Raw genomic sequence first — 18,575 nt, forward strand, 5'->3', positions numbered from 1 at the left:
TCAACTCTTATTTGTTGCGACGGCGTACGATGAACTTATCAGTACGCTTGTTTTTACGGGTTTTGTAACCCTTGGTCGGCGTGCCCCATGGAGTCACAGGATGACGTCCACCAGAGGTACGGCCTTCACCACCACCGTGAGGGTGATCAACTGGGTTCATCGCCACACCACGAACGGTAGGACGAATACCACGCCAGCGGTTTGCACCGGCTTTACCCAATTGACGCAGCATGTGTTCTGCGTTACCTACTTCACCGATAGTTGCACGACCTTCAGACTGAACGCGACGCATCTCACCTGAACGCAAACGAACGGTAACATAAGCACCGTCACGAGCAAGAATCTGGCAATAAGCACCCGCTGAACGAGCCATCTGTGCGCCTTTACCTGGCTGTAACTCTACTGCGTGAACAACACTACCCACAGGGATGTTGCGCATTGGCAGACTGTTACCAGGTTTAATCGGTGCATCAACACCAGACTGGATACGATCGCCTACAGATAGGTTTTTCGGAGCCAGAATGTAACGGCGTTCACCGTCAGCATACAAAACTAAAGCGATATTCGCTGAACGGTTAGGATCGTATTCAATACGCTCAACCTTTGCAGGGATACCATCTTTATTACGTTTAAAGTCGATTACACGGTAGTGGTGTTTATGTCCACCGCCAATGTGACGAACCGTGATACGACCGTTATTGTTACGACCACCAGACTTGCTGTTTTTTTCCAGCAATGGTGCGTAAGGCTTGCCTTTGTACAGGTCCTGACCGACGACTTTAACGACGTGGCGTTGACCCGGAGACGTAGGCTTACTTTTAACTACAGCCATGTTTATTCCTCCTGTTACTCAGCGCCGCCAGAGAAGTCAATGTCAGCACCTTCATTCAAGGCAACATACGCTTTTTTCCAGTTACTGCGTTTTCCAAAACGGAACCCAGTACGCTTGGTTTTACCCTTTACGTTTACTGTACGTACGTTTTTGACTTCAACTTCAAACAGTTTTTCGACAGCCGCTTTAATTTCGGATTTCGTCGCATCAACTGCTACTTTGAAAACAACCGTGTTGTTGCCTTCAGCAGTCATAGTCGATTTTTCCGAAACGTGAGGTGCTAAAATCACTTTAAGCAAACGTTCTTCGCGCATCATGATAACACCTCCTCAAGCTGCTTGACGGCGTCTGCAGTCATCAGCACTTTCTCGAAAGCAATCAGACTGACAGGGTCGATACCCTGAACATCACGCACGTCGACTTTATGCAAGTTGCGAGAAGCTAAGAATAAGTTCTCATCAACTTCTTTAGTCACGATCAAAACGTCGTTCAGATCCATTTCTTTCAGTTTCGCTGCCAGCTGTTTTGTTTTTGGTTCTTCAACACCAAACTTCTCAACAACAATCAAACGTTCCTGACGAATCAATTCCGACAAAATGCTTTTAATCGCACCGCGATACATTTTTTTGTTAACTTTCTGGCTGTGATTTTGCGGCTTAGCTGCAAAAGTCGCACCACCAGAACGCCAGATAGGACTACGGATTGTACCTGCACGGGCACGACCAGTACCTTTTTGACGCCAAGGCTTCTTACCACCACCGGCTACTTCAGAACGAGTTTTCTGAGCTTTAGTGCCCTGACGAGCACCTGCAGCGTAAGCTACAACTACTTGATGGACAAGGGCTTCATTAAACTCACGTCCAAAGGTAGCTTCGGAAACCTCAAGAGCGCCTTTTGCGTCTTTCAATGTTAATTCCATCACTATTCTCCTCAGACGTTACGCCTTGACCGCTGGTTTAACGATCACATCACTACCGGTTGCACCCGGGACCGCACCTTTGATCAACAACAAACTGCGTTCTGCATCAACTCGAACTAATTCAAGTGACTGCGTAGTGACTCGCTCATTACCCATCTGACCAGCCATTTTCTTGCCTTTGAATACTTTACCAGGCGACTGGTTTTGACCGATTGAACCCGGTGCACGGTGGGACAATGAGTTACCATGAGTAGCGTCCTGCATGCTGAAGTTCCAGCGCTTCACAGTACCGGCAAAGCCTTTACCTTTAGAAGTACCAGTAACGTCTACTTTCTTAACTTCTGCGAAAATATCAACAGTCAGTTCAGAACCAACCGCGTAATCTTCGCCTTCGCCGTTTTTCAGGCGGAATTCCCAAAGACCACGACCTGCCTCTGTACCAGCTTTAGCAAAATGACCTGCTAAAGGCTTGGTTACACGGCTCGCTTTCTTCTCGCCTGTGGTCACTTGAAGGGCACGGTAACCGTCAGTGTCATCAGATTTAACCTGAGTCACACGGTTCGCCAGCACTTCGATCACAGTAACAGGAACAGAAGCGCCGTCTTCCTGGAAGACACGCGTCATTCCTACTTTACGACCGACTAGACCTATAGCCATTGTTAAAACCTCTCGTGTGTAATCCTATTACTGCCCACTTAACCCAAGCTGATCTGTACATCAACGCCAGCTGCCAAATCTAAACGCATAAGCGCGTCAACCGTTTTGTCAGTAGGGTCCATGATATCAATCAGACGCTTGTGGGTGCGGATTTCGTACTGGTCACGCGCGTCTTTATTCACGTGTGGAGAAGTCAGCACGGTGAAGCGTTCTTTCCGAGTTGGCAGTGGGATAGGGCCACGTACCTGAGCACCAGTGCGTTTTGCAGTTTCAACAATCTCTGCAGTCGACTGGTCGATCAGACGGTGATCGAACGCTTTCAAACGAATCCGAATTCTTTGATTAGCCATAAATAAATCAAAGCCTCAATAAAAGAGCATTTAAAAAAGAGCACAGAAAATCGCAACCTCCCTGGCACATACCGGGGGTGCGACATTCTACGTCAACCGTTCAGTCCCCAATCGGGACTGTTGTCGAACGCCTTTTACACGGCCAAAGCCGATAAACTCAAAAGACGTGGCCGCGAATTATACCGATTCACGGCCGGGTGTCAAGCCCTTAATGTGTTTCGGCGTAGTCTTCCACTTGTTCCCAAACACGCATTAAATTACCACCCAGAATCATTTCAATTTCTTTATCTGAGTACCCTCTGTCCATTAAGCCCTGAACAAGGTTTGGATAGGTAGATACATCTTTTAAGCCGACCGGTAATGAATCACCGACACCGTCATAATCTGAGCCAATACCTATATGCTCAACGCCAATTAAGTCGCGCACGTGGTCGATATGGTCCAGAACTGTATCTAATGTCGCAAACGGGTACGGATTATTTGCCTCTATGTCTTTAATGCGACGTTTGGCTTCATCGCTGTCTTCACCATACTGCTCTTTTACAGCATTAATACGCTTTTTCATCATATCGCGGTAACGGTTTGCCTGCTCAGCCAAAAACGATGAACCAAAGTTAATCTGGATAACACCTTCATTTTCCGCTAAAGCTTTTAGCATGTCATCGCTCATATTACGCTCGAAACCGGGGGTGTATGAGCGCAGCGACGAATGCGAAGCTATGACTGGCACGTCACTAATTTCGACGGCCTGGTAGAACGCCTCATCGGAGATGTGAGAAACATCAACCATAACGCCAACTTTGTTCATTTCTTTGACCAGTTCCTTACCAAAGGGGCTTAAACCATCCCACTGGCGGCGAATGTCATAAGAGGAATCAGAAATGTGATTAGATAATGAGTGAGCCAGAGTAATGTAGCGAATGCCACGCTCATAAAACATGTGCAAGTTATCAAGGTCACCTTCAATTGGTGTGCCATTCTCCATCCCCAAAGCAATAGACATTAGCCCTTGCTCTTTATTACTACGGATATCATCCGTACTATAAGCCATGGCAAACTTATCAGGGGCTCGTGCAACCAGAGCTTCCATACCATCAATAAGTTCGTGAGCCAGTTGAACACTGCCACCGCTTTGCTCATAAGAAGCTGGAATATAAATTGACATGAAAGGCGCATCCAGACCGCCTTCAACAGCGCGAGGGTAGTCAAAATCGCCTTCGGCAGTCGCTTCTGTTACATCTTCCCATTTATCGTGAATTCGGTAAGGCACATCAATATGTGTATCAACCAGAAGGTACTCTTTTGCCAGCCTTTCAGCTTTATCACTCGCTGTATACTTTGCTTGTTCAGCGTTACCTTCTGTGGGCTGTGCGGCTGTTGCGCAGCCAGTTATTACGGCCAGCACGGACGCGGCTATCAGAGACTTAAACATACGTATTCCTCTTTTATTGTTATAACGAGATATACGCAGAGTACCAAAAGTCTAGCTGTGCCGCATTAGGGATGCGCTGAAACTTATGACAGCGCCGACGACTAACGTTCCTAATACCGGCGCGGTCAACCAAATGAGCCACCATTGATCTAATAAAATCATGGGAGCTCCCTACTGAGTCTGCTGACTTTTTTCTTCGGACGCTTTACTTTGAGTTTCAGTCAACTGCAGACTGGAAAACAATTCAAGGCCCCACTCCTGAATAGAATCAGAAACTGACTGCTTGATAGTTTCCATACCTTGCTCTGATATTTCAGCAATCTGAGCTTGTATCTCAGCAGCGATAGAATCTCTATTATCATCGGCAGCTGAAGCCGATGCGCTGAACAACATAACACCACTGACAACACTTACGATTAACGCTTTCATAATTTTTCTCCTTTGAATAAATGACAGTGCGTTAGTTAAGTCGCACTAACTAATTCAAAGGTTGTGCCAGCTTTTTGATTTTATTTAAGGTGTTGTTTTATATGTATTTATTTAATTAACAGTAAAAACCTTACCTTCAGCAGGTTAGTGTTTTTCACTAATTTTTAGTGTATTTATGAGGTTAGTGACGAAACATGTTGACTGTGGTCATCCCGAAACGCCAAGGCACCGTAAAGCAATTGCTCAGCACAAGTCGCCCTCGGACCTTTCACGCTAAGATACTGTCGCCAACGCTTCCCCCCGGCCATTCCCTGAAAGAGTCCCAGCATATGTCTGGCCACGTGCCATGCTCGGCCACCCTGACGGATATGGTTATCGATATAAGGTATCATTGCGGTAACAATCGCTTCCCGGGACAACTCTGACCGCTCAACACCCGTCAACGAATCCAACTCAGTCAACAACCAGGGGTTCTGATAAGCCGCTCGCCCTATCATCACACCTTGAACTTGAGCTAAATGCTCTTTAACGTCCTCAATAGTTGCAACTCCGCCATTAATCGAAACAGGAATACTGGGATACCGTTGCTGTGCCCGGTAAACACGCTCATATTGCAACTCGGGAATATCTCTGTTTTCTTTAGGACTCAGGCCTTGTAACCAAGCTTTGCGCGCGTGCAAAGTCAATTGGTCGGCACCTGCTGCGACTACGGCATCAGTTAGCTGATAAAGGAAGTCATCGGAGTCCTGATGGTCTATTCCGAGTCGGGTCTTTACCGTTATGGGAATATCGGTAACCGCTTTCATCGCGCTCACACAATCAGCTACTTTTTTAGGTTCCGCCATTAAACATGCACCAAAACTTCCATTCTGAACCCGGTCAGAAGGACAACCAACATTAATGTTAACTTCATCATAGCCCCGCTCTTGGGCTAAAGCGGCACAGTGAGCCATTGCGTCAGGCTCAGAGCCTCCCAATTGAAGCGCAACGGGGTGTTCCTCTGAGTTGAATGCTAAAAAATCCTGTTGGCCATGAATAATAGCGCCAGTCGTCACCATTTCAGTATAAAGAAGGGTGGTTGATGTTAGTAAACGATGGAAGTACCGACAGTGACGATCGGTCCAGTCCAGCATAGGCGCTACTGAGAGCTTGTAAGAATATGGTACAGCCAAAACATCCACCCGGTTAAAAAGTTAGTCAATAAATTTCGAGTAATTGCCTGACATTTTAACTCAGAATAAGCGACTAAGCAGCCTCTTCCGTAAAACCCTTTTCCTTGCCTGTAAAACTCTCTACAATGACCAGAACGATCTTAAATAGTAGTAGACAATGACAGCTCAAGAAGCACAACGATTGATACATAAAGCAGAGAAACTCTGCCAACAACGCGGTGCCCGACTCACAAATGCCCGGCGCGAAGTTTTTGCAATACTCGCTGAGCACTCAGGAGCTGTCGGAGCCTACGATTTACTCGATCAACTGCGTGAGGTCATGCCAAACGCAAAACCTCCTACTATTTATCGCGCTTTAGACTTTCTACAAGAGCAAGGCTTCGTTCATAAAATCACATCATCAAACAGCTTTGTTCTTTGCTCACATTTTGATCATCAGCATCCTGTGCAAATGCTCATTTGTGAATCCTGCGGAGACGTTCAGGAAATTCAGTCTGAGGGTGTTTATGACGAGTTAAAGCACCAGGCGGAAGATCAAGGCTTTAAAGTTCAAAACCAAACTATAGAGGCACATGGCTTGTGCGCTAAGTGCCATTGAATGGTTGTACCCATAAATAATAAATAACAATAGGTAGCACAATGAAACTCAGTCATCTTATAGCGGCTGCAGCGGTTTGCTTTACCGTAAACCAAGCGGCAACAGCCCAGGCATTCGAGGATAAGTTCCGTCAACTGAACGACGACAAATTTCGCAGTCCAAATATCTACCGGACAGCGTCCGGAGCGCCCGGCCACGCATACTGGCAACAAGAAGCCGATTATAAGATCCAGGTCGCGTTAGATGACGAGAATCAACGTATTACCGCTAAAAGCACCATTACTTACACCAATAACTCACCAGACACCCTGCGTTACTTGTGGGTTCAGCTTGATCAAAACCGATTCAAAAAGGACTCTATCGGGCCACAAAGCCGGGCCACAGGAAGTTTAGAGCGTGTTAGTTTTTCCCGTATGGAAAGTATGTTAACTCAGGAAAGCTTTCCTGCTGGCTATGAGCTTACTGAAATCAGTAAAGAAAATGGTGAACCGCTTGCGCATTATGTTAACGACACCATGTTACGGCTTGATCTCAGTGAGCCGCTAAAAAGTGGTGATAGCGTCACATTTAATATCAACTGGCAATTCAACATCATTGAAGCTGAGGTGCTGGGCGGTCGCGGCGGCTACGAATACTTTGAAGAAGACGGCAACTACTTGTACGAAATGGCACAGTGGTTCCCTCGTATGGCAGCGTATTATGACGCTGAAGGTTGGCAGAACAAACAGTTTGTCGGCAATGGGGAGTTCGCTTTGGAGTTCGGTGACTACCGTGTAGAAATTACGGTTCCGGCGGATCACATTGTTGCCTCTACCGGTGTTTTACAGAACCCGGAAGATGTTCTGACGTCCATCCAACGCCAGCGTCTGGAAGCTGCACGTAACGCCGACGAACCAATAAAAATTGTTACCGAAGAAGAAGCTCTGGAGAACCAAAAAGAAGGGACCAGCGAAACCAAAACCTGGATTTTTGAAGCTGAGAAAGTTCGTGATTTTGCCTGGGCTTCCTCACGCAAATTTATCTGGGACGCTCAGGGCTACAAGAAAAACGACACTGATGTACTGGCTATGTCCTTCTACCCCGAAGAAGGCAACCCTTTATGGGAGCGTTACTCAACGGCTTCTATTATCCACACCATTGAGCATTACAATGACTATAGCTTTGACTACCCCTACCCGGTAGCAATTTCAGTCAATGGGCCTGTCGGTGGTATGGAGTACCCAATGATAACCTTCAATGGCCCTCGTCCATACGTTGACGAAGACTCGGGTGAGAAGTACTACTCCAAACGCACGAAATACGGCCTTATTTCGGTCATTATTCACGAGATTGGTCATATTTACTTCCCCATGATCGTCAATACGGATGAGCGTCAATGGACTTGGATGGACGAAGGAATAAACACGTATTTGCAATTCCTGGCTGAACAAAAATGGGAAAAAGATTACCCTTCATGGCGTGGTGAGCCGCGTAACATTACCCGTTACATGGCCAGTAGTAACCAGATGCCCATTATGACCAACTCAGAGTCTATCCTGCAGTTCGGTAATAACGCCTATGGGAAGCCAGCTACCGCTCTAAATATACTGCGTGAAACTATTGTCGGTCGCGACCTGTTTGATTTCGCATTTCGCGAATACGCGCAGCGTTGGAAATTTAAACGCCCGACACCAGAAGATTTATTCAGAACCTTAGAAGATGCTTCAGGGGTCGACTTGGATTGGTTCTGGCGCGGCTGGTTCTATTCGACTGACCATGTCGATATTTCATTAGAACAAGTTAACCAGTTAACGATTAATACTCAGGATCCGGAAGTTGAAAAGGCCTGGGCTGAAAAACAACATGATGCAGAGCCTGAGTCTTTAACCACCAAGCGCAACGCCGATGTTAATTACAAAATTCATCAACAACCACAGCTTGCCGACTTCTATAATGAAAACGATGAGTTTACGGTAACTAATGCAGACCGTAACGAATACAGAAAACTCATTGAAGGACTCAATGACGAACAGAAACAAATGCTGGAAAACGGCAGTAATTTCTATGTGCTCGACTTTGCTAACAAAGGCGGCTTAGTTATGCCTATCTTGCTAGACCTTCACTATGAAGACGGTACTAAAGAGCATGTTCGTATTCCTGCTGAAGTTTGGCGACGTTCACCAGAGAGCGTCAGTAAGTTATTAATCCGTGATAAAACGCTTACTCAGGTCATTGTTGACCCTAACTGGGAAACAGCAGACGTAGACACCGATAATAATTATTGGCCGGCTCGTGCTGTACCATCACGAATTGAGCTTTTCAAACGAGATGACCGTAATAAGAGCATGATGGAAGACTATAACCAGGAGTTGGAGTCAGGTAACGATGATTAAATTCGTTGCTGCTATTGTTCTGACTTTTGCGCTGATACCCTCGGTATCAGCGCATCGGTACTTTTTTGGGTTGACCGAAATTAGCACCAACAAGAACACCGATGCTATTGAAATTGTGCATCAATATACTTTGCACGACGTACAGCAGGCGCTGAAAAAGCGGCTGGGTAAAGCCTTCAGACTTGAGCAAGAAGATGCGGAAAAGCAAATTCGTAACTGGGTAAATGAAGAATTTCAACTCACTGACTCTCAGGGAGAAGCCGTTAAACCAAGCTGGGTAGGTTTTGAAGCAGACTATCAGAAAATTTGGATTTATCAGGAAGTCCCTAAGCGTGATAACCTGTGCAGGTGGACATTATCCAATACGCTTTTGATGAACAATTTTTCAGCACAGGTAAATACTATCAATGTTGTTGATGACTATGGTAATCGTAGTCTAATTTTAACCATTGAAAACACATCTGACACAATTAAGTGTCAGCAAGATATAAAGGAATAAACAATGAATGCCGAGTTCGTAAATCCATTTCTTCAAGCACTGCAAAATGTCTTGTCGATGATGGCTCAAATGGAATTGAAACCCGGTAAGGCGCAGCTTAAAAAAGATGAGTACGCTCGTGGGGATGTATCGGGCATCATCGGTATGGTTGGACCGCAAATTAAAGGCTCATTTTCCATATCTTTTGAAGAGAACTTAGCCTGTGAAATAATGAACAAGATGTTAGGCGAGCTGCCGGACTCAATTAATGAAGATGTGTGTGACATGGTCGGTGAAATCACCAATATGGTCACTGGTGGCGCAAAAAAAACTTTAGGTGAAAAAGGCTATGATTTTGATATGGCAACACCGATAGTAGTATCCGGAAAGGACCATACCATTTCGCACAAATCAGAAGGTTCAAAACTGATTATGCCGTTCAATCATGTCGCCGGAAAAGCTTATATTGAAATCTGCTTCGACAAAATTAACTAGCGACGATTAGTAACGGTCGTCGCTAATGTTGCGGGCATAGTTATCGAACCTCGATAATTGGCCATGGAACTTCAGCTCTACCTTACCAATAGGCCCGTTACGCTGCTTACCAATAATAATTTCCGCCAGGCCTTGCTCCGCTGAGTCGGGATGATAAACCTCATCCCGATAAATAAACATAATAACATCCGCATCCTGCTCAATAGAGCCTGATTCACGTAAGTCTGAGTTAACCGGACGCTTGTCCGAGCGTTGCTCCAGGGAACGGTTAAGCTGCGATAGCGCGACAACCGGCACTTCCAGTTCTTTCGCCAGCGACTTTAGAGAGCGCGAGATCTCGGCGATTTCCAGTGTCCGGTTCTCCGACATGCCCGGCACTGTCATGAGCTGAAGGTAATCGACCATAATCATAGAAATACCTTTGTGCTCTCTATGAATGCGGCGGGCGCGGGAACGGACTTCGGTAGGCGTTAGGCCTGAAGAGTCGTCTATGTAAATATTGTTTTTGTCATTTAGCATATTCATGACCGACGCAATGCGCGCCCAGTCATCATCTTCAAGTTTACCCGTACGCACCTTATTCTGGTCAACCCGGCTTAGCGATGCCAGCATACGCATCATCAGCTGCTCGGCTGGCATCTCTAAACTAAAGACCAACACCGGGCGGTCGTCATTAAGTGCAATATTCTCAGCCAGGTTCATGGCAAAGGTTGTCTTACCCATAGACGGACGTGCTGCAACTATCACCAAATCGGAAGGTTGTAACCCGGCAGTCATCTGATCTAAGTCGGTAAAGCCGGTCGACACACCGGTTACGCCATTATTGTTTTTCAGTTTACTTAATTGCTCAATACGGCTAACCGTGCGCTGCAAAATCAGGTTAATGCCTTGCGGCCCTTCACTTGAGCTGACACGTTTCTCTGCTATCTGAAAGACTTTAGATTCGGCTAAGTCTAAAAGCTCTGCGCTGCTGCGCCCTTGTGTATCATAGCCGGACTCAGCAATTTCATTTGCTGCACCTATCATCTCGCGCAATACCGCTCGCTCGCGGACAATATTTGCGTAGGCGAGTATATTAGCGGCACTTGGTGTATTTTTTGCAATCTCTCCCAAGTATGCGAACCCGCCAACCTGTTCTAATTCACCAGAGCTTTCCAGGGTCTCAGAGACGGTAACTAAGTCCATTGGCTGACTACGCTGCGCAAGCTCGTGCATTGCTTTGAAAATGAGTCGATGCGAGCGGTGATAGAAGTCTTCTGCGATGACACTGCCGGCGACATTATCCCAGGCATCATTGTCCAGCATGAGTCCACCAAGAACGGACTGCTCGGCTTCAATTGAATGTGGAGCTGATCTTAAAGCTTCTATGGATGCGTCGCGTTTTTTTGACTTCTCTGCCATGAGGAAAGTTGTCTCGCCAAGGGAAATAATAAGAGGGGATTACTATACAAAATCCCCTCTTATTTAGAAAGCACAGCAAGGCTTAACTGAAGTATTTAATTTTTATCGAGTGTAATTTCACCGCTAACGGTTGTCGCCGAAACATCCGCACTTGCATCACCGACAGAGAGCTCGAGTCTGGACGATGGTCCCCACTCTGCTTCATTAGCTTTATCATCAGTTAGTCGGTTGGTAATTTCACCACCCGCATTAGACTTAATATTAAAGCTGGAATGAATATCGCCCATCCACTTAAAGGTTAAGTCACCACTTACCGAACTGGACTCTATGCGAGCAGTACTGTGCAAGCCGGCGGTCAGTATGGCGTCGCCACTGACTGTTGTCACTTTCCCTTTGCGCAGTACACCGGCTTTAACATCAATATCGCCTGAAACTGACTGCACTGTAAGTTCCGTAACAGAATCTGACTGGCTGGTAATATCACCGCTTACTGACTGATAAGTCGCTGACTCTGAACCATTGTTAATGTCCATAATGTCGCCACTAACGGTTTCGAAGCGAACCTCTCCTTCAAGTTCTTCAGCATCGATATCACCGCTGACAGTCTTTAAAAGCACCCGGTTTTTGATGCTACTAACCTCTATGTCACCACTAACCAAGCGGATTTCCAGGCCGCCATCAAAGTCATTTGCAGAGACATCCATGGAGACACCATTGACACTAATATCCATAGATGAAGGCAGGTATATTTTGAGATCTGAACCTTCAGAGTCGTCTGAAGACAAGTTAAAGCCTCTTTGTTCAGGTACTTTTACGTTAATGTGAACCCCTGTCCCCCTCTGTTCAAAAACAAAGTCTTCCGCTTTTTCATCGAGTTTTCCCACAACCCGAATTTCATCTTTGTCATTTACTATAAGCTCAACCTTCCCTCTCATATTATCAATAGAGACCCTTGCCGCTGGTGAAACAGCCAGCGTTTCATCCACCTTTTCCTGAGCCGCTATAGCAGAACCGAACATAAGTAGCGATAAACCAACTATGGTTAATATTTTTTTCATTTTTAACTCCTGGTTAGATTTCTTGTACGGTCTTGGTCAACGTATAAGATTGACTAAGTAACTTTAATTCCTGTTCATTAACCCAACGCAATAATTCCAATAAGTTCGGGTCTCCGGGTGTTTTGCGCAGGGACTCTGTAATTTCTTCTCTGGCAAAAGCCAGCTGGGTTAAATTCTCCTCAGTATTACCATTCATCTGTCGGTAACCTGCCGTTTCATAGCCAACACGCATGCTATATATTTGTGCCTGTTGCTCTGCATTCATTTTTTCCGCCAATAAATAGTACCCGGTCACGGGATTATCCGATGACTTCGGCACACTAAGCTGCCATCCTGCCATGAAGGTAGCAATAACAATACTGGCGGCTACCGCACCAGACCAAAAGCCCCGCCCTTTTTTTGCCAGAGGCTCGGAGTGACTCAGTCGGTTCTCAATCACCGGCCAGAAGTCTTGAGGAGGCTCAATACCCTCCTTTTTAATCTGTTCGAGTTGGTCTTCAAGGTTTTGAGCCTGTTTGTTATCACTCATCTTGTAGCCACTCCTCTAAACGTTTACGAGCCCGGTGAAACTGCGCTTTACTGGTGCCTGGCGCAATTCCCAGCCAGTCGGCAATTTGTTGATGGGACTCACCTTGCAAAGCATGTAAAACAAAGACCTGCCGAGTCTGTTCCGGTAATTTTAAAATCAGTTTATCCAGTTGGCTCACATCGAGGTTACCTTCATTTATTGGTTCTGAAGTCTCTTTGCTGTCAGAGGTAAACCTTGAAAACCATCGCTTTTGTTTACGTATTTCGGTTAGGCAGATATTGGTTGTTACTCGATACAACCAACTACTAAATTTTGATTCGCCCCGAAAAGAGCCTAATTTTTGCCAGAGTTGCACAAAAACTTCCTGAACTAAGTCATCTGCTAGTGCCTTATCAGCACAGAGTCTAAGCACTAATCCATACACTTGCTTTATATGTCGGTAATACAGTCGCTGAAAAGCGTCCACGTCACCTTGCGCCGCTAATAGCACGTCATCACTGGCTGGTTCACGTTGCAAGGTTATCTCCCTGATACCACTTTATAATTGCTTTGTGAGTTTAGACGACACTTACACAGGAAAGGTTTACACGAATGAAAATTTTCCAAAAAAAAAGCTGCCATAAGGCAGCTTTTTCTAAAAACTATAGTGACTTACTCAGCCGCTACAATTTTCAATTTGATGTTCGCAAATACATCAGCGTGTAAATGTAATTCGATATCGAACTCACCAACTTCACGCAGTGTACCGTGCGGCATTAATACTTCGCTCTTCTTCACTTCAACGCCTGCAGCTGTTACTGCATCAGCGATGTCACGAGTACCGATAGAACCAAATAATTTGCCTTCATCACCTGCTTTAGAGGCAATAGTAACTGTATCTAAAGCATTAACTTTTTCAGCACGGGCTTCGGCAGCAGCTAAGTGATCAGCTAATTTAGCTTCATACTCAGCACGACGTTGTTCAAACAGTTCAACGTTGCTTTTCGTTGCCGGTACTGCTTTTCCTTGTGGGAAAAGAAAGTTACGTGCATAACCTGATTTTACACTGACTTGATCGCCAAGGCTTCCCAAGTTAGCAATTTTATCTAACAAAATGACATTCATTTCTCGCTACCTCTACTTTTGGTAATCGAACCGGTGCTAGCTTACTGATGTGAATCAGTATAAGGCAGCAGTGACAAATAACGAGCACGCTTGATAGCGCGCGCTAACTGACGCTGATACTTAGCGGATGTTCCAGTAATACGGCTAGGAACGATTTTACCAGTTTCAGTAATGTAGTTCTTAAGCGTAGCGATATCTTTATAATCAATTTCTTTTACGCCATCTGCTTTAAAGCGGCAGAATTTGCGGCGACGAAAAAAACGAGCCATGATGGTCTCCTTAAATCAATTCGAGATGCTGAGCATGAAGTACCAAACGAGGTGAGCCATTGCTATCCTCGTGACGGTGCAGAAAACCTTCTGCTAAAACTTCACAACCCACCGTCAATTTTTCTAACCAGTGTTGTAAACCTTCACCACTTAAAACGACCTGAATACGCACATAAGATTGACGATTCATACCAGCTTCCGGTTGCATAGACCGATGTTCAATCACTAATTGTAAATGCTCAATACCTGAAGGGCTGGTTTCCAGCTTAGGTACTTTGCCAAGTGTTCCGGTTAAATGCAGTCGATTCATAAGGGTTATAGAAAGTCAGCAAGCTTACGCTGCTTCACTGTCACCTTTACGATCTTCCTTCGGCTTAGTCAGCGGCGAAGGCTCTGTAATAGCTTCTTTCTTACGCATGATCATGTTGCGTAAGACTGCATCGTTGAAACGGAATGCAGTTTCCAGCTCTTCCACAACTTCTGCAGACGCTTCAATGTTCAACAGAACATAGTGTGCTTTATGCAGTTTGTTGATTGGGTAAGCCAATTGACGACGGCCCCAGTCTTCTAAACGATGGATTTGACCACCACCTTGCTTAATCGTTTCGCTATAGCGCTCGATCATGCCAGGTACTTGCTCGCTTTGGTCCGGGTGGACCATAAATACGATTTCGTAATGACGCATTACAGTTTCCTTTTGGTTCGTATAGCCTCAGTTTAGCTCAGCCGCACTAACATAGAAGCAAGGAACACATTCAATAAAATTAAAATATGGCTGATTTAAGCCGCGCGATACTAACTAAAATGAACGCCGATTGCAAATTAATCGGCGTTTTTATGAGCCTTTTCGATACGGGAACTGAGCAGGGCAACAATGCGGTCGGCTAACTCATTAGCCACGGCGCTTTCTCCGCGTACAACAATATGATCAACAATCTTTTCCTGACGTCTTACAGTGGCATCAATTTGTATCGCGTCCTGTTGGTTCTGAAAAGCCAGATTCACCTGCCACTCAGCGTTATTGTCCTCGACCCTGTGCCATTCGTGTCTGACTTCCAGCCGATTACTGATATCAAAAGCCAAATTTTCCACGGACTTTTCAGCGTTATCCTGCAGTTCGAAATGAAAAGCAACGTAAGGCTTTTCTGAGCGCAACCAGGTGGGAGATTCCCAGTTAGGCGTCCAGCTTACAAAGAGCACAGCAACCATGCCTAAAGCAATAGCAATAGGCAAAAGGCGACGTTTAAGATCCATTGCGCTGCCTGACTACCTCAAATAGACACACACCACTGGCTACTGAAACATTCAGACTACTGACACTGCCAGATAAAGGAATAGATACTAAATCGTCACAGGTTTCGCGGGTCAAACGGCGCATTCCTTTTCCTTCAGCGCCCATCACCAAAGCCACCGGTCCGCGGTAATCGACATCATAGACTGACTGAGTCGCTTCCCCTGCCGTACCGTATACCCAGACGCCCAGCTCCTGAATATCGCGCAGAGCCCGCGCTAAGTTTGTAACAACAACCATAGGCACATTTTCTGCCGCACCAGAAGCGACTTTACGTACCGTTGGCGTAATCTGTGCCGATTTATCCTTAGGGACAATAACAGCGGTGACGCCAGCGGCATCGGCTGTACGCAAACAGGCCCCTAAATTATGCGGGTCAGTTACGCCATCAAGCACCAGAAACAACGCAGCGGTTTGGCTTTGCTCCAATAACCCCGGAAGATCTTGCTCCGTTAAGGTGGGTGGAGACTGAACCGTTGCAACAACCCCCTGGTGATTCCCGCCTTCGGCCCTTTTTTCCAGAGCTTGTTTAGGCACCCATTGAGGACGTACACCCGTCGCATGACATTGGTTTACAATGTCACGCACAGAATCGTCCTGGCGCTCTTTAGAAACGTAGAGCTCAACCAAACGATCCGGGTGGTTTTTTAATATAGCCCGCACTGCGTGCAGGCCAAACACAGTCACTTTTTGGCTCATGACTTACTACGTCCTTTACCGCCACCGCGGTTTGTGTTTTTCCGTTGACCACCCTTGCCTCTGGGTTGACCCTTACGTTTACCCTTTCCAGAACCTTTTGCCGGCATACTGCGCTTTTTGCCACCCGGGCTCGTCGCTTCCAGTAAGGTTAAATCAATTTTCCGGTCATCGAGGTTTACGTCTTTAACTTTCACTTTAACGTTATCACCCAGACGGAATACGCTGTGGCTGTTCTCGCCAACTAACATCCCTTTTTGCTGATCAAAATGGTAATAGTCATTGTCGAGGTTACTAATATGAATAAGCCCGTCAATTTGGTAATCACTAAGACGAACAAATAAACCAAAGTTAGTAACAGATGAAATAACACCTTCAAACTCCATACCAATATGGTCGAGCATGAACTCGCATTTTAACCACTCATCTACCTGACGAGTGGCATCATCTGCCCGACGTTCTGTCATTGAGGTATGCACGCCCAGTTCATCCAGCTGTTTTTCCGAATAAGCCCAGGCTCCGACAAGCCCTTTACCTTCGCCTTCATTTTTGCGCAGAATAGCTTTTATCGCACGATGCAAAATCAGATCGGGATAACGACGAATAGGTGAAGTAAAGTGTGCATAAGATTTCAATGCCAGACCGAAATGGCCTTTATTCTCAGGCTGATAAACGGCCTGTTGCATTGAACGCAGCAACATAGTCTCAATAAGTTCGTGATCCTGACGATCTTTAACTTGTTCAAGCAGTGTCGCGTAGTCCCTCGGAGAGGGCTCATCACCACCTTCGAGATTCAGGCCGAGTTCACCAAGAAAACTGCGGAAGTTGTTCAGACGTTCATCCGCCGGAGTCTCATGCACACGGAATAACGCGCCAATTTCTTTGTCAGACTCAATAAGCTGGGCGGATGCCACGTTAGCCATGATCATGCACTCTTCAATAATTTTATGAGCAACATGACGTTTAACAGGCTCGATACTTTCAATTTTACGCTCAGCGTTAAAAATGAAGCGGGTTTCCTGCGTATCGAATTCGATAGCCGAACGGCGTTTGCGGGCAGCACTTAACGCATTGTAAAGACGTTCAAGCTCCTGAACGTTGTCCATCACATGCTGATACTGTTGTTGCAGCTCTTCGTCGCCATCAAGCAACTTCTTAACTTTGTTGTAAGTCAGACGAGCATGACTTTTCATTACTGCCGGGTAGAATTGAGTCGATTTCAGTTTCCCACGAGGCCCCAGTTCCATCTCTGCAACCATACACAGACGGTCAACATCGGGGTTCAATGAACATAAGCCGTTTGAAAGCTTCTCCGGTAACATAGGAATAACGTTACTGGGGAAATAAACCGAATTCCCTCTATCAGTCGCGGCTTTATCAAGCACCGTATCGGGCCGTACATAATAGGAAACATCGGCTATAGCGACCCATAAACGCCAACCTTTCTCTTCAGGCACACAGCAAACCGCGTCATCAAAGTCGCGAGAGTCTTCACCATCAATAGTAATAAGCGGAAGTTCACGTAGGTCTTTACGTCCTTCATAAGCTTCTGCCGGAACCTCTTCACTGTATTTTTTTAATTCTTCATCAACTTCTGATGGCCATTCAGTGGGAATATCGTGCTCGCGAATAGCCACCTGAATTTCCATGCCAGGCGCCATATGTTCACCCAGAACCTCGGTCACCCGGCCTATGGGGCTGGTTCGACGACTTGGCCGACGAGTTATCTCTACAACAACTAACTGACCGTGACGAGCCCCACTTTTATCCGCATCCGGAATGAGGATATCCTGACTAATGCGACCATCGTCCGGCACTACAATACCTAAACCGTGTTCAATGAAGTAGCGGCCAACAATGTTACTGTCTCTTGGCTCCGTAACACGTACAATACGCCCTTCGGTGCGACCCCGACTGTCTTTACCACTAGGCTGAACGAGTACTCGGTCGCCGTGTAATACAGAATACATTTGGTGATGCGGAATAAAGAGATCTTTTCCGCCGTCTTCAGTCTGGCAGAAACCAAAACCGTCTTTATGACCAATGATACGACCTTTAATCAAGTCCATACGCTCAGGCAGACCATAAGCATTTGCTTTACTGTAAATAAGCTGCCCGTCGCGCTCCATTGCCCGCAACCGACGTTTTAAGCCAACAGCCTGACGTTCGTCATCCAGGTTGAAATGGCGAATAAACTCGTCAAAATGAACAGGTTTATTATTGGAAGTAACAAGTTCCAATAACTGTTCGCGGCTTGGAATTTCGACTTCGTAGTCTGGCGTATTGTTGTTCTGCTGATTATCTGACATAGAATCCTATATATGTATGGTTGCACGGTTAAGGACGACCGATGCGGACAGTATACGTGCTGAAAAGGATAATGTCAGTGCTTCGCTTGTATTTTGAACAAAACGTACCCATACATCCTCTAATAGATAAAGAATGAGTTGTCGAATCGTTCGATATACTCTAATTTGATAGCTGAAACATTTA

The 18,575-nt window shown here is 45.9% G+C and carries 23 protein-coding genes; 4 read left to right on the forward strand and 19 right to left on the reverse strand.

The genetic code is table 11. The annotated features are described in order from the left end of the window. Nucleotides 1–7: 7 nt before the first annotated feature. The 8 genes from rplB to dusA form a co-directional block, all read right to left on the reverse strand. Nucleotides 8–832, reverse strand: a complete 825-nt coding sequence (gene rplB, locus K5X84_RS09105; RefSeq protein ID WP_011235150.1) for a 50S ribosomal protein L2 — start codon at nt 830–832, stop codon at nt 8–10. Between the two features lie 14 nt (nt 833–846). After that, on the reverse strand, nt 847–1,149 hold the full coding sequence (gene rplW, locus K5X84_RS09110; RefSeq protein ID WP_054489117.1) for a 50S ribosomal protein L23: 303 nt from the start codon (nt 1,147–1,149) through the stop codon (nt 847–849). Continuing rightward, entirely contained in the window at nt 1,146–1,751 is a 606-nt protein-coding gene (rplD, locus tag K5X84_RS09115; RefSeq protein WP_054489119.1) for a 50S ribosomal protein L4, read from the reverse strand. The genes rplW and rplD overlap by 4 nt, the downstream gene beginning before the upstream one ends. 18 nt (nt 1,752–1,769) lie before the next feature. Next, nucleotides 1,770–2,408, reverse strand: coding sequence for a 50S ribosomal protein L3 (gene rplC / locus K5X84_RS09120; protein ID WP_054489121.1), 639 nt, complete (start codon nt 2,406–2,408; stop codon nt 1,770–1,772). A gap of 38 nt (nt 2,409–2,446) precedes the next feature. Continuing rightward, nucleotides 2,447–2,758 carry a 30S ribosomal protein S10 gene (rpsJ, locus tag K5X84_RS09125; RefSeq protein WP_053954198.1) on the reverse strand — a complete coding sequence of 104 codons (312 nt, stop codon included), beginning with the start codon at nt 2,756–2,758 and terminating at the stop codon, nt 2,447–2,449. A 208-nt stretch (nt 2,759–2,966) separates the two neighbouring features. Next, nucleotides 2,967–4,178, reverse strand: a complete 1,212-nt coding sequence (locus K5X84_RS09130; protein WP_404813281.1) for a dipeptidase — start codon at nt 4,176–4,178, stop codon at nt 2,967–2,969. A gap of 183 nt (nt 4,179–4,361) precedes the next feature. Further along, nucleotides 4,362–4,619 (reverse strand): hypothetical protein, encoded by a 258-nt coding sequence (locus K5X84_RS09135; protein WP_054489123.1) that lies wholly within the window; start codon nt 4,617–4,619, stop codon nt 4,362–4,364. A 173-nt stretch (nt 4,620–4,792) separates the two neighbouring features. Then, nucleotides 4,793–5,752 (reverse strand): tRNA dihydrouridine(20/20a) synthase DusA, encoded by a 960-nt coding sequence (gene dusA, locus K5X84_RS09140; protein ID WP_244994839.1) that lies wholly within the window; start codon nt 5,750–5,752, stop codon nt 4,793–4,795. Between the two features lie 196 nt (nt 5,753–5,948). On the opposite strand from dusA, the gene zur reads away from it, so the two are divergent. The 4 genes from zur to K5X84_RS09160 are packed head-to-tail and all read left to right on the forward strand — an operon-like array spanning nt 5,949 to nt 9,734. Continuing rightward, the gene (gene zur, locus K5X84_RS09145; RefSeq protein ID WP_054489128.1) at nt 5,949–6,389 is read left to right on the forward strand and encodes a zinc uptake transcriptional repressor Zur; all 441 of its coding nucleotides are present in this window, start codon (nt 5,949–5,951) and stop codon (nt 6,387–6,389) included. A 41-nt stretch (nt 6,390–6,430) separates the two neighbouring features. Beyond that, on the forward strand, nt 6,431–8,761 hold the full coding sequence (locus tag K5X84_RS09150) for a M1 family metallopeptidase (protein WP_199494399.1): 2,331 nt from the start codon (nt 6,431–6,433) through the stop codon (nt 8,759–8,761). Continuing rightward, a complete protein-coding gene (locus K5X84_RS09155; RefSeq protein ID WP_199494398.1) occupies nt 8,754–9,260 on the forward strand; it encodes a DUF6702 family protein in 507 nt (168 codons plus the stop codon). Before K5X84_RS09150 ends, K5X84_RS09155 begins: the two co-directional genes overlap by 8 nt. Nucleotides 9,261–9,263: 3 nt before the next feature. Then, nucleotides 9,264–9,734: a chemotaxis protein CheX gene (locus K5X84_RS09160; RefSeq protein ID WP_199494397.1), complete on the forward strand. Its 471-nt coding sequence runs from the start codon at nt 9,264–9,266 to the stop codon at nt 9,732–9,734. A 6-nt stretch (nt 9,735–9,740) separates the two neighbouring features. On the opposite strand, the gene dnaB is transcribed toward K5X84_RS09160, so the two are convergent. The 11 genes from dnaB to rnr form a co-directional block, all read right to left on the reverse strand. Then, nucleotides 9,741–11,135 carry a replicative DNA helicase gene (gene dnaB, locus K5X84_RS09165; protein ID WP_199494396.1) on the reverse strand — a complete coding sequence of 465 codons (1,395 nt, stop codon included), beginning with the start codon at nt 11,133–11,135 and terminating at the stop codon, nt 9,741–9,743. Nucleotides 11,136–11,230: 95 nt separating this feature from the next. Then, the gene (locus K5X84_RS09170; RefSeq protein ID WP_222235646.1) at nt 11,231–12,193 is read right to left on the reverse strand and encodes a DUF4097 family beta strand repeat-containing protein; all 963 of its coding nucleotides are present in this window, start codon (nt 12,191–12,193) and stop codon (nt 11,231–11,233) included. A 13-nt stretch (nt 12,194–12,206) separates the two neighbouring features. Beyond that, nucleotides 12,207–12,722: a hypothetical protein gene (locus K5X84_RS09175; protein ID WP_199494394.1), complete on the reverse strand. Its 516-nt coding sequence runs from the start codon at nt 12,720–12,722 to the stop codon at nt 12,207–12,209. Beyond that, nucleotides 12,715–13,239 (reverse strand): RNA polymerase sigma factor, encoded by a 525-nt coding sequence (locus K5X84_RS09180; RefSeq protein ID WP_222235647.1) that lies wholly within the window; start codon nt 13,237–13,239, stop codon nt 12,715–12,717. Before K5X84_RS09180 ends, K5X84_RS09175 begins: the two co-directional genes overlap by 8 nt. A gap of 134 nt (nt 13,240–13,373) precedes the next feature. Beyond that, the gene (gene rplI, locus K5X84_RS09185) at nt 13,374–13,826 is read right to left on the reverse strand and encodes a 50S ribosomal protein L9 (protein ID WP_054489146.1); all 453 of its coding nucleotides are present in this window, start codon (nt 13,824–13,826) and stop codon (nt 13,374–13,376) included. A 41-nt stretch (nt 13,827–13,867) separates the two neighbouring features. Further along, complete coding sequence (gene rpsR, locus K5X84_RS09190) at nt 13,868–14,095, reverse strand: 30S ribosomal protein S18 (RefSeq protein WP_011235166.1); 228 nt, start codon at nt 14,093–14,095, stop codon at nt 13,868–13,870. Between the two features lie 10 nt (nt 14,096–14,105). Further along, complete coding sequence (gene priB, locus K5X84_RS09195; protein WP_011235167.1) at nt 14,106–14,405, reverse strand: primosomal replication protein N; 300 nt, start codon at nt 14,403–14,405, stop codon at nt 14,106–14,108. A gap of 24 nt (nt 14,406–14,429) precedes the next feature. After that, nucleotides 14,430–14,780 carry a 30S ribosomal protein S6 gene (gene rpsF / locus K5X84_RS09200; RefSeq protein ID WP_054489148.1) on the reverse strand — a complete coding sequence of 117 codons (351 nt, stop codon included), beginning with the start codon at nt 14,778–14,780 and terminating at the stop codon, nt 14,430–14,432. Nucleotides 14,781–14,917: 137 nt separating this feature from the next. After that, nucleotides 14,918–15,349 (reverse strand): signaling protein, encoded by a 432-nt coding sequence (locus K5X84_RS09205; RefSeq protein ID WP_199494392.1) that lies wholly within the window; start codon nt 15,347–15,349, stop codon nt 14,918–14,920. Then, nucleotides 15,339–16,085 carry a 23S rRNA (guanosine(2251)-2'-O)-methyltransferase RlmB gene (gene rlmB / locus K5X84_RS09210; protein WP_199494391.1) on the reverse strand — a complete coding sequence of 249 codons (747 nt, stop codon included), beginning with the start codon at nt 16,083–16,085 and terminating at the stop codon, nt 15,339–15,341. Before rlmB ends, K5X84_RS09205 begins: the two co-directional genes overlap by 11 nt. Continuing rightward, nucleotides 16,082–18,391, reverse strand: a complete 2,310-nt coding sequence (gene rnr / locus K5X84_RS09215) for a ribonuclease R (protein WP_199494390.1) — start codon at nt 18,389–18,391, stop codon at nt 16,082–16,084. Before rnr ends, rlmB begins: the two co-directional genes overlap by 4 nt. Between the last annotated feature and the right edge of the window lie 184 nt (nt 18,392–18,575).

The sequence above is a fragment of the Idiomarina abyssalis genome (assembly GCF_019797805.1).
Taxonomy (GTDB): domain Bacteria; phylum Pseudomonadota; class Gammaproteobacteria; order Enterobacterales; family Alteromonadaceae; genus Idiomarina; species Idiomarina abyssalis.

Bases quoted from the DNA above. Each gene is read 5' to 3' on its own strand.
- rplB (WP_011235150.1), bottom strand. From the start codon at position 832: ATGGCTGTAGTTAAAAGTAAGCCTACGTCTCCGGGTCAACGCCACGTC.
- rplW (WP_054489117.1), bottom strand. From the start codon at position 1,149: ATGATGCGCGAAGAACGTTTGCTTAAAGTGATTTTAGCACCTCACGTT.
- rplD (WP_054489119.1), bottom strand. From the start codon at position 1,751: ATGGAATTAACATTGAAAGACGCAAAAGGCGCTCTTGAGGTTTCCGAA.
- rplC (WP_054489121.1), bottom strand. From the start codon at position 2,408: ATGGCTATAGGTCTAGTCGGTCGTAAAGTAGGAATGACGCGTGTCTTC.
- rpsJ (WP_053954198.1), bottom strand. From the start codon at position 2,758: ATGGCTAATCAAAGAATTCGGATTCGTTTGAAAGCGTTCGATCACCGT.
- K5X84_RS09135 (WP_054489123.1), bottom strand. From the start codon at position 4,619: ATGAAAGCGTTAATCGTAAGTGTTGTCAGTGGTGTTATGTTGTTCAGC.
- dusA (WP_244994839.1), bottom strand. From the start codon at position 5,752: ATGCTGGACTGGACCGATCGTCACTGTCGGTACTTCCATCGTTTACTA.
- zur (WP_054489128.1), top strand. From the start codon at position 5,949: ATGACAGCTCAAGAAGCACAACGATTGATACATAAAGCAGAGAAACTC.
- K5X84_RS09150 (WP_199494399.1), top strand. From the start codon at position 6,431: ATGAAACTCAGTCATCTTATAGCGGCTGCAGCGGTTTGCTTTACCGTA.
- K5X84_RS09155 (WP_199494398.1), top strand. From the start codon at position 8,754: ATGATTAAATTCGTTGCTGCTATTGTTCTGACTTTTGCGCTGATACCC.
- K5X84_RS09160 (WP_199494397.1), top strand. From the start codon at position 9,264: ATGAATGCCGAGTTCGTAAATCCATTTCTTCAAGCACTGCAAAATGTC.
- dnaB (WP_199494396.1), bottom strand. From the start codon at position 11,135: ATGGCAGAGAAGTCAAAAAAACGCGACGCATCCATAGAAGCTTTAAGA.
- K5X84_RS09170 (WP_222235646.1), bottom strand. From the start codon at position 12,193: ATGAAAAAAATATTAACCATAGTTGGTTTATCGCTACTTATGTTCGGT.
- K5X84_RS09175 (WP_199494394.1), bottom strand. From the start codon at position 12,722: ATGAGTGATAACAAACAGGCTCAAAACCTTGAAGACCAACTCGAACAG.
- rplI (WP_054489146.1), bottom strand. From the start codon at position 13,826: ATGAATGTCATTTTGTTAGATAAAATTGCTAACTTGGGAAGCCTTGGC.
- rpsR (WP_011235166.1), bottom strand. From the start codon at position 14,095: ATGGCTCGTTTTTTTCGTCGCCGCAAATTCTGCCGCTTTAAAGCAGAT.
- priB (WP_011235167.1), bottom strand. From the start codon at position 14,405: ATGAATCGACTGCATTTAACCGGAACACTTGGCAAAGTACCTAAGCTG.
- rpsF (WP_054489148.1), bottom strand. From the start codon at position 14,780: ATGCGTCATTACGAAATCGTATTTATGGTCCACCCGGACCAAAGCGAG.
- K5X84_RS09205 (WP_199494392.1), bottom strand. From the start codon at position 15,349: ATGGATCTTAAACGTCGCCTTTTGCCTATTGCTATTGCTTTAGGCATG.
- rlmB (WP_199494391.1), bottom strand. From the start codon at position 16,085: ATGAGCCAAAAAGTGACTGTGTTTGGCCTGCACGCAGTGCGGGCTATA.
- rnr (WP_199494390.1), bottom strand. From the start codon at position 18,391: ATGTCAGATAATCAGCAGAACAACAATACGCCAGACTACGAAGTCGAA.